The sequence below is a fragment of the Haloplanus sp. C73 genome, assembly GCF_051195115.1.
In the GTDB taxonomy this organism is placed as follows: domain Archaea; phylum Halobacteriota; class Halobacteria; order Halobacteriales; family Haloferacaceae; genus Haloplanus.
Genome location: NZ_JBNTJZ010000001.1, coordinates 26,588 through 40,119 on the forward strand (window position 1 = coordinate 26,588; position 13,532 = coordinate 40,119).

Consider the following 13,532-nt stretch of genomic DNA (forward strand, 5'->3'; position numbering starts at 1 on the left):
GGCTCAGCGCCCCGGCGGCCGGCGAAACTCGACGACGACTTCGGTGCCGCGGGGGTCGTTGTCGTAGGCGGAGACGTCGCCGCCGTAGTGGCCCATCACTGTCTTCACGAGCGCAATGCCGCGTCCCTCGCCGGATTCGATGGCCGAATCGAAGAGATTGGCCTTCACGTCGTCGCGGATGCCGGGGCCGTCGTCGGCGATACGGACCGAGACGGTCCGCGGGCCGCGGTCCGCGCGGATAGTGACCGACGGCGACGACGCGTCGTTGTGTTCGACGGCGTTCTCGATGAGGTTCGCGAAGACGGCGGAGACGGCGCCCGTCGCCATCACGTACAGTTCGGGGGGCACGTCCACGTCGAACGTCGCCGACTCGTGTGTCTCGCGCGCGCTCTCGACTTCGCGGAGGATGACGGTCGAAATATCGAGCGGCGTCGGCGTTCGCTCGCCGGCGAAGAGGTCGGACAACTCCTTCATGTCGTCGATGAGGGACGCGATGGCGTCGCTCCGGCGTTCAATCGGGGTGAGATACTCGGGTTCGTCGGTTCGGTCCGCGAGAACCGACGTGTATCCCTGAATCACCTGCGCCGCGTTCAACACGTTGTGGCGGAGGTGGCTGTTCAGAAAGACCAAGGCGTCGCGACGCTTGTCGGCATCGCGGGCCGCAAGCGTCGCCCGGGTGTAGTAGATGCCGGCGATACCGCCGCCGATGCCACCACCCGAACACAACACGAGAAGCGTCAGTCCCGCACCCTCGACGGTCTGTCCCTCGGCGAGACGGATGCCGACGGTCAGCGCCGCGAGTGCCCCGAACCCGACCATGCCGCCGAGACACCAGCGGACGACGGTCCACGTGTCGTCGACGGGGAAGTCGCTGTCGACGAGCCAGTAACTCAGTCCGAACAGGCCAATCGAGAGGGTGAGACAGAGAGCGAGCGAGGCGACGGGGAGGAGCCCGAATCCGAGCGTCCGAACGTCGTGGAGGAAGTGTGCGATGGCGACGACGACTACCGCCACGCCGAGGATAGCAATCAGCGACGGCGCCCGACCGGCGAGCCGCCGTCCCAACGCCGTCCCGTCCATGTGGTGGAATCAGCTAGCACCTACAAAACCATTTGCCATGTCGCCAGATTGTCTTGCTTTAGTGACGTGACGCGGAGTCGAGAGCCGAGAGTATACCTGTCTGGGGGTTCGAATCCCGACCATGACCGCGCCGACGCCGACGGACCGAAATCGCTTGGACGAGGAGGCCAGCCCGTATCTCGAACAACACGCCGACAACCCGGTCAACTGGCAGCCGTGGGACGAGTCGGCGCTGCAGGCGGCGCGGGACCACGACGTGCCCATCTTCCTCTCTATCGGCTACGCCGCCTGTCACTGGTGTCACGTCATGGAGTCGGAGAGCTTTCAGGACGAGACGGTGGCGAACGTCCTCAACGAGCAGTTCGTCCCAATCAAGGTCGACCGCGAGGAGCGCCCGGACGTCGACAGCGTCTATCAGACCATCTGCCAACTCGTCTCCGGCGGCGGCGGGTGGCCCCTCTCGGTCTTTCTCACGCCCGAGGGCAAGCCCTTCTACGTCGGGACGTACTTCCCGCCGGAGCCACGACGCGGCCGACCGGGGTTCCTGCAGTTGCTGAAAGACATCACGAAGTCGTGGGAGACGGACCGCGAGGAGATAGAGAACCGCGCCGACCAGTGGACCGAGGCCATCACGGACGAACTCGAATCGACGCCGGAGAATCCCGGCGACCCGCCCGAGTCCGACGTGTTGGAGACGGCGACGTCGGCGGCGATTCGGAGCGCGGACCGCACCCACGGCGGCTTCGGAAGCGGCGGCCCGAAGTTCCCCCAGCCCCGCCGACTCGACCTGTTGCTCCGGGCGGCGCTTCTCGACGGCGACGACTCGTCGGCGGCGGTGGCCGGCGAAGCGCTCGACGCCATGGCCACGGGCGGCCTCTACGACCACGTCGGCGGCGGCTTCCACCGCTACGCGACCGACCGCGACTGGACCGTCCCCCACTTCGAGAAGATGCTCTACGACAACGCGGAACTCCCCCGCGTCTACTTCGAGGCGGCGCAGGCGATGGACGCGGACCGCTACGCCCGCGCCGCATCCGAGACGGTCGCCTTCCTCGAACGCGAACTCCAGCATCCCGAGGGCGGCTTCTTCAGCACGCTCGACGCACAGAGCGAGACGCCGCCGTCCCGACTCGACGAGGACGAGGACCCCGAAGACGAGGAGGGAGCGTTCTACGTCTGGACGCCCGAGGAGGTTCGCGACGCCGTCGGCGACAACCCGATAGACGGCGTCGACGCCGAGACGGCCACCGACCTGTTCTGTGACCGCTACGGCATCGACGACGGCGGCAACTTCGAGGGTGGCACGACGGTCCTCACCGTCTCCGCGGGGTACGACTCGCTGGCCGAGGCGTACGACCTATCGGTCGAGACGGTGGAACGGACGCTCATGACCGCGCGGACGCGCGTCTTCGACGCGCGGGCCGAGCGCCCGCGCCCCGCCCGCGACGAGAAGGTGCTTGCGGGGTGGAACGGGCTCGCCATCTCCGCCATCGCGACGGGGGCGCGCACGCTCGACCCGGCGCTCGTCGGCACCGCGAAAGACGCGCTCTCGTTCGTCCGCGAACACCTCTGGGACGCCGACGACCAGCGCCTGTTCCGACGGTTCAAGGCGGGCGACGTCAAGGTCGACGGCTATCTCGATGACTACGCATTCCTCGCGCGCGGCGCCTTCGACTGCTATCAGGTGACCGGTGAAGTCGAGCACCTCGCGTTCGCGCTCGATTTGGCGCGGGTCGTCCGCGAGGAGTTCTGGGACGATGACGCGGGCACGCTCTACTACACGCCCGAGAGCGGCGAGGGGCTGGTGACGCGGCCACAGGAGTTGAACGACCAGTCGACGCCGTCGAGTCTCGGCGTCGCGGCGGCGCTGTTCGACGAACTCGACCTCTTTGCCCCCGACGAGGGCTTCGGCGAGATGACCGAGGAACTGCTCGCGACTCACGCTGACCGGATTCGGAGCAGCCCGCTCGAACACGCGTCGCTCGTGCTGGCGGCGGACGCCCACGCCCGCGGCCCGGTCGAACTGACGCTCGCGGCCGACGAGATGCCGGCGTCGTGGCGGGAGACGCTCGCCGACACGCCGCTCCCGACGGGCGTCGTCGCGCCCCGACCCGCGAGCGACGACGACCTAGACGCGTGGCTAGACGAACTCGGACTGGAGGAAGCGCCGCCCATCTGGGCGAACCGCGAGGCACAGGGCGGGGACCCCACGGCCTACGCCTGCCGTGACTTCACGTGTTCGCCGCCCCAGACGGATTTGGAGGCGGCGGTCGACTGGCTGAACTAGTTGGCCGGCGCCTCGTCGGCGGCGATTCGCTCGGCGAGATACGCGGCGGCGCCTTCTGGCTCCTCTTCGACGTACCGGGCAATCTCCTCGCCGTCTCGCTCCACGACGACGGTGGGGATGTACTCGATGCCGTAGGCTTCGACACCCTCCCCCTGTTTGTCCTCGTCGAGCGCGAACTCCTCGATTCGGTCGTCGGAGACGCCCGCGGCGTCGAGTGCGGCCGCGAAGTCGGGCAACTGGTCCTGACAGTCACCGCACCAGTCGCCGCCCCAGACGAGGTAGGTCAGTCCCTCGCGCCCGAGGGCGTCGAGGACGTCGTCGTCGCCGGTCCACTCGCCGGTCGGCTCCATCGTTTCGAGTGACATGGGGGTCACTACCGCGTCCGGCGGCTTAATCCTCGCGCTCGCGGCCGCCGAGTCGCTGGCTATTCCTACCCGGCGCTCCCTGTCTCGACAGCGAGATGGTCGAGGAACCTGCGGACAACCCGTACGTGCGCGACCCGAAGACGTCGTTCGCGCCAGCCGACGAACTGGACGAGGCGACGGCCCGCGAACAGGTCGCGCAGTTGCGCGAGGCGATATCGTATCACGACTATCGCTACTACGTCGAGAACGACCCCGTCATCGCCGACAGCGCTTACGACACGCTGTTCGAGCGACTCCAGACGCTCGAAGACGCCTTCGACCTGCACGACGAGAACTCGCCGACCCAGCGCGTCGGCGGCGAACCCCTCGACGAACTCGAAACGGTCGAACACGTCCAGCCCCTCCTGAGCCTGCAGTCGTCGGGCGACGCCGAGGAGATTCGCGCCTTCGACCGTCGCATCCGCGAGACGGTGGGCGACGTGGACTACTCCGCGGAGCCGAAGTTCGACGGCTTCTCAATCGAAGTCGTCTACGAGGGCGGCGCCTTCGAGCGAGCGGTCACCCGTGGTGACGGTCGAGCGGGCGAAGACGTCTCCGCGAACGTCCGAACCATCGGGAGCGTCCCGCTCCGCCTCCCGGACGACGCGCCCGAGACGCTCGCCGTTCGGGGCGAGGTGTACATGCCCCGGACGGGGTTTCAGGAACTGAACGAGCGCCGGGTCGAACGCGGCGACGACCCCTTCGCCAACCCGCGCAACGCCGCGGCGGGGACGGTCCGGATGCTCGACCCCGACACGGTCGCCGACCGACCGCTCGACGTGTTCTTCTACGACATCATCGACACGTCGGCCGCCCTCGACTCACAGCGGGAGGCCTTCGACCTGCTCCGCACTCTCGGCTTCCGCGTCAACGACGAGACGACCATCGTCGACGACGTCGACGCCGTCCTCGACTACCGTGACAGGCTCATGGCGGCCCGCGACGACTTAGAGTACGAAATCGACGGCGTCGTCGCCAAGGTGGTCGAGTTCGACGCGCGCGAGCAGTTGGGGTCGACCGCGCGCCACCCCCGCTGGGCCTTCGCGTACAAGTTCCCGCCCCGAACGGGGCAGACGACCGTCGAGCGCATCGTCGTGCAGGTGGGCCGGACGGGGAAACTCACCCCCGTCGCCCTCCTCGACCCCGTGGACGTACAGGGCGTGACCATCAGCCGCGCGACCCTGCACAACGCGGGCCAAGCGCGCGAACTGGGCGTCACGCCGGGCGCCACCGTCGAAATCGAGCGCGCGGGCGACGTGATTCCCGAGGTTGTCGAGGTGGTCGACGCCGGCGAGGGCGAGGCCTTCGAGATGCCCGACGCCTGCCCCGTCTGTGACAGCGAGGTGGTTCGGGAGGGCGAACACCACTACTGCACGAACGCGTCCTGTCCCGCGCAGTTACAGCGGTCGCTCGAACACTTCTGCTCGCGGGACGCGATGGACATCGAAGGGCTGGGCGCGGAGGCCGCCGACCAACTGGTGGCGGCCGGACTGGTCGAATCGCCGGCGGACCTCTACTCCCTCGACCGCGAGGACCTCATCGAACTGGAGGGGTGGGGCGAGCGCTCCGCCGAGAACCTCCTCGCCGAACTGGACGCGAGCAAGGACGTGACGCTGGGAACGTTCGTCTACGCGCTCGGCATCCGCCACGTCGGGACGGAGCGGGCACGCGCCCTCGCGGGGGCGTTCTCGCTCGACGACTTGCTGGACGCAAGCGCCGACGAACTCCAGAGCGTCGAGGACGTGGGACCGGAGGTGGCCGAGGCCGTCGTCTCCTACTTCGACGTCGACGCGAACGTCGAGATGGTCGAGCGACTGCTCGATGCCGGGGTCACGCCCGAGCGTCGCGAACGCGGCGCGGAACTCGACGGGCTGACCCTCGTGTTCACGGGGAGCGTCCCGGGGTACACTCGCTCGGAACTGACGGAGCGACTGGAAACCCACGGAGCAAACGTCACGTCGTCGGTCAGCGGCGAGACGGACTTCCTCGTCGTCGGCGAGAACCCCGGCACGCGAAAGCGGGAGCAAGCCGAGGAAGAGGAGGTCGAGACGCTCGACCCCGACGCGTTCGAGGAGCGAATCCTCTCGCAGTTGTAGCTATCCATCACCGATTTAGGCGGCGGCCGTGAATCAGACCCCATGTACGACAGCGTCCTCGACGCCATCGGGTCGCCGCTGGTCCAAATCGAGTCGCCGGCGGGCGCGACCGTCGCGGCGAAACTCGAATCGAAGAACCCGGGCGGGTCGGCGAAAGACCGCCCGGCGATGGCGATGGTCGAAGCCGCCGAGGAGGCGGGCGAACTCGAACCCGGCGACACCATCGTCGAACCCACGAGCGGGAACACGGGCATCGGATTGGCCGTCGTCGGCGCCGCCAAGGGCTACGACGTGCGCATCGTGATGCCGTCCTCGAAGTCGCCGGAGCGTCGCCAGATTATGAAGGCGTACGGCGCCGAAGTGGAACTCGTCGACGGCGAGATGAACGAGGCGAGAGCGCGGGCAGACGAACTGGAGGCCGAGGGGATGGTCCAGATGCACCAGTTCGAGAACCCCGCCAATCCGCAGGCTCACTACGAGACGACGGGCGCGGAGATACTGGAGCAGACCGACCGTCCCGTCGACGCGCTGGTCTGTGGCGTCGGCACCGGCGGCACGATATCCGGGACGGGACGGCGACTGAAAGAGGCGTATCCCGACGTGTCGGTCGTCGGCGTCCAGCCCGAGTCCAATCAGTTCCTGACCGGCAACCCCGGCGAGAACGACTTTCAGGGGATGGGGCCGGAGTTCATCGCCGACAACGTCGATATGGACCTGCTAGACGACGTGGAGAACGTGACGCTCGACGCGGCGGAGGCGGAGTGTCGGCGCCTCGCCCGCGAGGAGGGGATTCTCGTCGGGCAGTCGAGCGGAGCGTCGAGCATCGGCGCGAAGCGGGTCGCCGAGCGCCTGACCGAGACGGTCGACGACCCGCTGGTCGTGACCGTCTTCTGGGACAGCGGCGAGCGCTACATGTCGACGGGTCTGTTCGACGACTAAGTTGGCCCGCCGAACTCCGATTCGGTGACGCGGACGACGACCGTCTCGTCCACGTCGCGAAGGTCGTACTCGGGGACGGCGCCCTCGACGCGCGTGGCGTGCATCGGCTCGACGAGTTGCCCGTCGTCGATACCGTAGATTCGGAGGTAGGTGTCGGTCGCCTCGGGAGCGATGTCGCCGTCGCGGACCCCCTCTGCCAAGTCGCGAGAGAGCCACTCCTCTGTCGAGATGCTCGGCTCGCGGACGAGCGCGCAGTCGGCAAAGCGCACGAGATACCAGTTCAAATCGTTCAGCAGGGAGACGGCGGCGCCGAGGCTGACGGTGTCGACGGCCACGGAGTTGTCGAACGGCTCGTGGAGGTCGTAGGTGGCGAGCGCCGCCCGCGCCGTCTCGCGCGAGAGGAGTTCGTATCTGAGGTCGACGGCGTCGTCACCGACGAGACACACCTGCGTCACGGTCACATCGTCGGCGGCGGGGCCTAAAGCGGTTCGGGGTCGACGAGGCGGCGGTCCGCGACGGCATCGGCGGCACGGTCGAGGTAGTCGTCGGGTTCGGCGGCTTCGACGGCGTCGAGGGTCGCGCCCGTCGCGGGAAAGGGCGGGTCGAGACGCTCGCAGCCGACGGGGATAGAGGAGTTCTCGTGTGTGCCGATTTCGCGAGCGCGGGCGAGGATGTCGGGCTTGTCCCACGCGATGAGCGGGCGATGCACGGGGAGGTCGACCGCCGCGTCGGTCGCGGCGAGGTTGGCCGCGGTCTGACTCGATTTCTGGCCCAGCGCCTCGCCGGTGACGATGCCCACCGCGTCCGTCCGGTCGGCCACCGTCTCGGCGATGCGCAGGAGCGCGCGTCGCCACGAGAGCATCCGGGTGTCATCGACCGAATCGAGCAGCGTCTCCACGAGGTCACCGGCCGGCACGACGCGGGTCCGGTAGTCGAAGTTCGGCGCGTAGCGCGCGAGGCGGTCGACGGTGGCGACGGCCCGTGCCTCGTGGTCCGGGCCGCCGTAAGCGCCGAGGTCGACGTAGACGGGGACGACCGGCGCCCCGCGGCGCATCATCTCGTAGGCGGCGACGGGGGAGTCGTGCCCGCCGCTGACGAGGGCGACGAGTGGGTCCTGCGTTCCGAGAGGGAGGCCGCCCGGCCCCTCGTAACTCGTCGCGGAGACGTGGGCGTCGTCGCCCCGCACCTCGACGTGGTAGGTTTGGTCGGGCGCATCGAGGTCGACCGTGGCGTCGGTGACGCGGCCGATGGCGCGGCCCCCCGCCTGCTCGACGTCGCGACTGGAGAAGTCGTGGGCGTCGGCTTCGCCGGCGCGGCGGGCGCGGACGGCGTAGGTGTCGGCGGGCGGGTCGTCGCGGGCGAGAGCGGCGAGGGTTTCGGCGATGGCGTCGAGGTCGGCGGGGCGTCGGACGGCGGGGCGCGCCCAAACGACGCCCATCGCGTCGGCGACGACGCGGGCGGCGCGGTCGGCGTCGGGAGTCTGGACGACGATGCGCGCCCACTCTCGCTCGACCGTCGCGTCGACGCCGCGGGCGTCGAGGAGGGCGGCCACGTTGTCCCGGAGGCGCCGGGTCATCTTCCCGCGAACCTCGCGGCTCTTCGTGGCGAGTTCGCCGAAACTGGCGAGGACGGTCGTCGGGGTGTCGGCCACGGTCACGAAGAGCGTAGGCCGCGAGCGTACTAGACTGGTTCGGTCCGGCTCAGAAGGTGCGGATGTCGCCCTCGATGACGTCCCACGTCACGTCGGTCACGGCGGCGAGTTCCCGGTCGACGATGGCCTCGACGTCGGCCTCGATGTCGGCGAGGGTGACGCCGTCGTCGGTGACGACGAACCCGTCGGCGACGTGCGGGCGGTCGATTGGGCGACCGATTTGGCTCAGCAGACGGACGCGGAAGTCGCGGATGCCGTCCACCTCGTCGACGACGGCCTCGGCGATGCGCGTGCTGAGGAGGTTGTAAATCTTCCCGATGTGGTTGACGGGATTTTTCCCGCTCGTGGCCTCCATGCTCATCGGCCGATTGGGGGTGATGAGGCCGTTCGAGCGGTTGCCGCGGCCGACGGAGCCGTCGTCGCCCTGTTCGGCGCTGGTGCCCGTCGTCGTCAGATACAGCCCGTCTTTGCCCTTCTCCGCGTTGTCGGCGGTGTTGACGTCGACGGAGACGGTTCGGTCGGTGTGGGACTCGGCGAGATTCCGGACCGCGTCGCGGACGCTCGCGACGGCGGCGTGGTAGTCGTCGACGCCGTCGAGATAGTGGTCTATCATGGCCGCCGCGACGGTGAGGTCGATGTGTTCGCCCTCGCGCTTGCCCATAATCTTCACGTCGGGGCCGAGTTCGGGGTTGTCGTCGGCGTACGGGCCGTTGAGATACTCCTCGGTTTCGAGGACGATGCGCTCCGTCTCGGTCAGGGGCGCGTGGCCGACGCCGAAACTGGTGTCGTTGGCCATGGGGACGGCGGCGCCGTCCTCGCCGAAGACGGTCTGGAGGTCGCCGCTCCCCTCGCCGAGGCGGACGTCGACCACGACGTCGGTGCCGAACTCCAGTTCGGGGACGGTTTCGGCGAGATAGTCGCGGGCGGCCGCGAGCGCCACCGAGTCGACGGGGAGCGTGTGCTCCGTCCCGTCGGGGGCCTCGTAGTGACGGGTGGCGCGGCCGACGATAAGAACGTGAATTGGTTCGACGACTTCGCCGCCACCGAAGGCAGGCGTGGCGCTACCTGCGGCCAACTGCGTCTCGTCCGTGTTGTAGTGAAGTACCTTGTCGACACGGTCGAGATAGAGATTCGAGAGGGCGCGTGAGACGCTCTCGGCAATTCCATCGCAGAGGGAGTCGGGGTGTCCGATTCCCTTCCGCTCGACGATTTCCACCTCCTGGTCCTCGACCGCTCGGCGGTCGACGGACTCGATGCGGATGTTCCGGTCGCTCATCGACGGCACTTCTCGCCGCCGGATTCTATAACTTGCGGAAACCTTTCGCGTTCAAAGTATTACTGAGAAGAATTCAATAGGAGACCGAGGTAGGACGTGCGAATCTGGTCGTCGGGGTCGAGGCCCAGTTCGCGGAGGTGTTCGATGGCGCCGTCGCGGGCGCTGTCGAGGTCGGATTCGGGGGCCTCGCGCTCGATTTCGACGAACTCGCCGAGGTCGGCGATGGTGTCGAGCGTGACCGTGTAGTCTCCGAGGGCGTAGCGCTCCCGCTCCTTTTCGACCACCGCGGCGGGCGAGAAGCCAAGCGCCTCGAAGATGTCGTCGAGTCGGTCGCCGTCGTCGACGCCCGTCTCCACCTCTCGGCGGGTCTTCGAGGCGTCCTCGACGAGCGGCCCCTTGTACGTGACGCGAGCCGTCTCGTCGCCCTCGTGGGACTCGCGGCGGATGCGAAGCGCCTCGTCGGTCGCCGCGAAATCGCGGTGCGGGGCGTCGTAGTAGGTGTCGACCTGTACGACGGTTTCGACGGCTTCGGCGTCGAGCGCCGCGAGTCGGTCGCGGACCGCGTCGTGACTCGCTCTGACCTTCAACTCGACTTCGTACATACGCGGGCGTCAGCGCGGGGCGACAAAAGCCCCCCGACGAGCGGCGAGAGCGGAAACGTGATTCTTAAGGGTCGCACGAGAGTTGTGGACTGTATGAGTGACGAACAGGCCGAATCGGCCGACGAACCGGTCGATGCCGACGCGGCCGATGACCCCGAGGAGACAGCGACGGAGACCGAACCCGAGGCCGACGACGCCGGCCTGCAGGACGGCGATTTCGTCCGTATCGACTACACCGTCCGCACCGTCGACGAAGGAACCGTCGTCGACACGACGTACGAGGACGTGGCCGAGGAGGCCGGCATCGACGACGAGGACCACGATTTCAGTCCGCGCATCATCGTCGTCGGCGCCGGACACGTCTTCGAAGACGTCAACGAGGACCTCATCGGGAAGGAGGTCGGCGACAGCGGGTCCGTCCACATCGACGCCGTCGACGCCTTCGGCGAGTTCGACCCCGACGACGTGCGCACCGTCAGCGCCAACAAAATCGACGAGGACGACCGCTACCCCGGCGCCCACGTCAACGTCGACGGTCAGCAGGGCCACGTCGAGACCATCATCGGCGGGCGCGCTCGCGTCGACTTCAACCACCCGCTCGCGGGCGAGGACCTCGAATACGAGTACGAAGTCGTCGACGTCGTCGACGACCCCGAGGAACAGGCACAGGGCCTGCTCGGCATGCATCTCGACCACGCCCCCGAGGTGTGGATTGAGACCGACGAGGTCGAAGAGGAAGTTCAGGTCGAATCCGACGACGAGGACGACGAGTACGAAACCGAGACCCAGACCGTCGAGAAAGAGACGCTGTACATCGAGGCCACGCCGCAGATGACGATGAACCAGCAGTGGCTCTTCCAGAAACAGCAGATTGCCCAGCAGATTATGGACCGACTCGGTCTCGACCGAGTCATCGTCCAAGAGACCATCGACGGCACCGGTGGCATGATGGGTGGCATGGGCGGCATGATGGGCGGTATGGGCGGCGCCGGCGGCGGCGACGTCGAGGAAGCCCTCGAAGACGTCGACGTCGACGCCGACGAAATCGTCGAAGAACTCGAAGAAGACATCGACGAGTAGTCGATATCAGCGATTTCTTGTATCGGCCGGTCGACGGTCGACCATGAATCTGTCAGCGGACGTGGCGGCGGACCTCCGCGTCGCCGCCGTCGCCGCGGGCTGTACCGTCGCGCTGTCGCTCGTACTCCGCTACGGACTCGGCGTGTCCGCCAGCCCGCTCCTTCGCCTCTCGCCGCTGGCCGTCTACTTCGGCTACCTGTTTCTGGGCAAGGGGTCGACCGGAAGCGCCGTCGAGAACCCGCGGCTCTGGATGCTGCTCACAGTCGTCGTGACACTCGGGACTGGCGCTTACGCTGTGGCGTAGTCAGGCGATATCGCGGCTGGTGTCGATGGTGACGCCGTCGGTGAGTTTGAGCTTGATTGTCTCTTCGAGCGCGCCGCCACCCCGGAACTTGGGGACGGCCAGCCGGTTGACGATTTGCGAGCCCTCCGTGTCGGTCTTGAGGTCGAACACCACGTCCGCCATGTGCTCGGTGAGCGAGCGGTTTTCGGGCGGGTCGCGGTGCATCGCGTGCAACACCGCAATCGAGCCCGTGTTGACCAGATGCGTCTGGAGTTCGTTGAGAAAGGCTCGGTATCGGGCCGGGTCCGCCGCTTCCAGCGGGTCGACCACGTCGACGAGGAGGTTCGAACTCTCGGGCAGGTCCTTCACGAGGCGGGTGGCGTTGTCGATGGGCGGGTAGTCGCCCGCGTCCCGAACCGTCAGGCGGCCGATGTCGCCGCGGTAGCGGTCGACAGCGTCGCGAACCGCCTGCTCGGAGCGAACGGTCGTCACGTACAGCGTGCCGCGAGCCGCCGCGATTTCGTAGAGAAGCGACTCGGACTGACTGGCTGGGTCGGCCGTCAACAGCAGAATACTCCCGGGAGGAATGCCGCCGTCGAGCTGTCGGTCGAGGACGGAGATACCCGTCGGGAGACGGTCAGCCATACGCTACATCTAGGGGCGGCATCATAATATGTCTTCGCCCACAGCGGTCGCGAGCCGGCGGTAAGCGGTGCGAGCGCCCTCGTCGTCGAGTATCGGCGCGTCGGCGGTCGGTATCGACGCCACGACCGGGCAGTCGAGCAGTTCGGTGACGGCCGACGGCGACGAGCGCGTGCGCGTCAACACGACACCGAGCGGCGGGGCGTCGAGCGTCCGGGCCATGGCCGCCGTCTTCGCGGCGTCGCGAAGCGCGGGCGCACAGAGCGTCGTGACGAGGAGCGTCGCGTCGGCCCGCCGGAGCGGCGCCGCCGCGTCCGGGCCGGCGCCCGCGGGACAGTCGACGACGACCGGCCGGTCGCATCTGGCTAGCCGGTCCAACGACCGGTCGACCGCCTCGGCGTCGTCGAATCTCGGCGCCGGGAGCAGCGTCACGTCCGGGTCGTCGGGGTGTGGCTGGGCGACGGTCGGCACGTCGCGCTCACGGAGGGCGGCAAGCGTCGGGGTGCGGTCGACGCCCGCGAGCGCGTGGAGGTCCGGCATGTCGGCGTCGGCGTCCGCGGCGACGACCGGGCCGTCGAGCGCTGTCGACAGGCCGAGCGCCGTCGTCGTCTTCCCGACACCACCCTTGCCGCCGGCGATAGCGAGCATGGGGCGGGGTGGCCGCTCGACCGGATAAGAAGCTAGTCGTTACAGCAGCCGCCGGCCTCGCCGCCGAAGTCGACATCGAGCGGCTCGGAGATGGCCTCGTTGACGGCTTCGAGCTGGTTCTGGAGCGCTTCCTGTGCGTTCAGATACTCCTCCATGACGGGCATGGTGTGGAGTTCGTTCTGGGCGCGCTGGAGTTGGCCGATGTGCTCCTGTGACGCCTCGCCCGTCTCGCGGGCGGCGACGAACTCGTCGCGGAGTCGCTCGACCTCTGCAATCTTCTCTTGGGCGTCGTCGTCGTTCTCGACGGCGGCTTTCGCCTCCTCAAACCGCTCGTAGGCGGGCGTAGCGGCGATTTCCTCACCGAGTTCGTGACCGAGGTCCTCGAGTTTCGAGACGTTCGTACTCATACTCTGCTCTCGTATCGCCAGTCGCTTCAATTTGCCGCCTCGCGAGGATGGCGCTGTTCAGATAAGTACGAGGAGACTGTTGACACCTCGAAAGCCCCGACTCGCTGGAGTCGGGGGGCTCGTTGCGCGCGCTCGCT

At 68.0% G+C, this 13,532-nt stretch carries 14 protein-coding genes; 5 read left to right on the forward strand and 9 right to left on the reverse strand.

What is annotated here, in order from left to right; all coding sequences use genetic code 11:
- Positions 1-3: 3 nt before the first annotated feature.
- A complete protein-coding gene (locus ACQUSQ_RS00145) occupies positions 4-1,080 on the reverse strand; it encodes an ATP-binding protein (protein ID WP_435066451.1) in 1,077 nt (358 codons plus the stop codon).
- A 121-nt stretch (positions 1,081-1,201) separates the two neighbouring features.
- Here ACQUSQ_RS00145 and ACQUSQ_RS00150 point away from each other — a divergent pair, with 121 nt between their 5' ends.
- Positions 1,202-3,367 (forward strand): thioredoxin domain-containing protein, encoded by a 2,166-nt coding sequence (locus tag ACQUSQ_RS00150; RefSeq protein ID WP_435066452.1) that lies wholly within the window; start codon positions 1,202-1,204, stop codon positions 3,365-3,367.
- On the opposite strand, the gene ACQUSQ_RS00155 is transcribed toward ACQUSQ_RS00150, so the two are convergent.
- The gene (locus ACQUSQ_RS00155) at positions 3,364-3,732 is read right to left on the reverse strand and encodes a thioredoxin family protein (RefSeq protein WP_435066453.1); all 369 of its coding nucleotides are present in this window, start codon (positions 3,730-3,732) and stop codon (positions 3,364-3,366) included. The two genes, ACQUSQ_RS00150 and ACQUSQ_RS00155, sit on opposite strands and share 4 nt — an antisense overlap.
- 95 nt (positions 3,733-3,827) lie before the next feature.
- Here ACQUSQ_RS00155 and ligA point away from each other — a divergent pair, with 95 nt between their 5' ends.
- Positions 3,828-5,867 carry an NAD-dependent DNA ligase LigA gene (gene ligA / locus ACQUSQ_RS00160; protein ID WP_435066454.1) on the forward strand — a complete coding sequence of 680 codons (2,040 nt, stop codon included), beginning with the start codon at positions 3,828-3,830 and terminating at the stop codon, positions 5,865-5,867.
- 42 nt (positions 5,868-5,909) lie between these two features.
- Positions 5,910-6,806, forward strand: coding sequence for a PLP-dependent cysteine synthase family protein (locus ACQUSQ_RS00165; protein WP_435066455.1), 897 nt, complete (start codon positions 5,910-5,912; stop codon positions 6,804-6,806).
- Here the strand turns inward: ACQUSQ_RS00165 and ACQUSQ_RS00170 are convergent.
- The 4 genes from ACQUSQ_RS00170 to cyaB are packed head-to-tail and all read right to left on the reverse strand — an operon-like array spanning position 6,803 to position 10,335.
- Entirely contained in the window at positions 6,803-7,261 is a 459-nt protein-coding gene (locus ACQUSQ_RS00170; RefSeq protein ID WP_435066456.1) for a DUF5804 family protein, read from the reverse strand. The two genes, ACQUSQ_RS00165 and ACQUSQ_RS00170, sit on opposite strands and share 4 nt — an antisense overlap.
- 23 nt (positions 7,262-7,284) lie before the next feature.
- Positions 7,285-8,457: a tRNA sulfurtransferase gene (locus ACQUSQ_RS00175; RefSeq protein ID WP_435067254.1), complete on the reverse strand. Its 1,173-nt coding sequence runs from the start codon at positions 8,455-8,457 to the stop codon at positions 7,285-7,287.
- Between the two features lie 49 nt (positions 8,458-8,506).
- On the reverse strand, positions 8,507-9,733 hold the full coding sequence (locus ACQUSQ_RS00180; RefSeq protein WP_435066457.1) for a methionine adenosyltransferase: 1,227 nt from the start codon (positions 9,731-9,733) through the stop codon (positions 8,507-8,509).
- Positions 9,734-9,792: 59 nt separating this feature from the next.
- Positions 9,793-10,335 (reverse strand): class IV adenylate cyclase, encoded by a 543-nt coding sequence (cyaB, locus tag ACQUSQ_RS00185; protein ID WP_435066458.1) that lies wholly within the window; start codon positions 10,333-10,335, stop codon positions 9,793-9,795.
- Between the two features lie 93 nt (positions 10,336-10,428).
- Here cyaB and ACQUSQ_RS00190 point away from each other — a divergent pair, with 93 nt between their 5' ends.
- On the forward strand, positions 10,429-11,415 hold the full coding sequence (locus ACQUSQ_RS00190) for an FKBP-type peptidyl-prolyl cis-trans isomerase (RefSeq protein ID WP_435066459.1): 987 nt from the start codon (positions 10,429-10,431) through the stop codon (positions 11,413-11,415).
- A gap of 43 nt (positions 11,416-11,458) precedes the next feature.
- Positions 11,459-11,719: a hypothetical protein gene (locus tag ACQUSQ_RS00195; RefSeq protein ID WP_435066460.1), complete on the forward strand. Its 261-nt coding sequence runs from the start codon at positions 11,459-11,461 to the stop codon at positions 11,717-11,719.
- Here the strand turns inward: ACQUSQ_RS00195 and ACQUSQ_RS00200 are convergent, their stop codons facing one another.
- From ACQUSQ_RS00200 to ACQUSQ_RS00210, 3 genes are read right to left on the reverse strand one after another with little or no spacing between them, the layout of a single operon-like run.
- A complete protein-coding gene (locus tag ACQUSQ_RS00200) occupies positions 11,720-12,343 on the reverse strand; it encodes an RAD55 family ATPase (protein WP_435066461.1) in 624 nt (207 codons plus the stop codon).
- Positions 12,344-12,364: 21 nt separating this feature from the next.
- The gene (locus tag ACQUSQ_RS00205) at positions 12,365-12,988 is read right to left on the reverse strand and encodes a MinD/ParA family ATP-binding protein (RefSeq protein WP_435066462.1); all 624 of its coding nucleotides are present in this window, start codon (positions 12,986-12,988) and stop codon (positions 12,365-12,367) included.
- Positions 12,989-13,020: 32 nt separating this feature from the next.
- Complete coding sequence (locus ACQUSQ_RS00210; RefSeq protein ID WP_435066463.1) at positions 13,021-13,395, reverse strand: YlbF family regulator; 375 nt, start codon at positions 13,393-13,395, stop codon at positions 13,021-13,023.
- Positions 13,396-13,532: the final 137 nt, after the last annotated feature.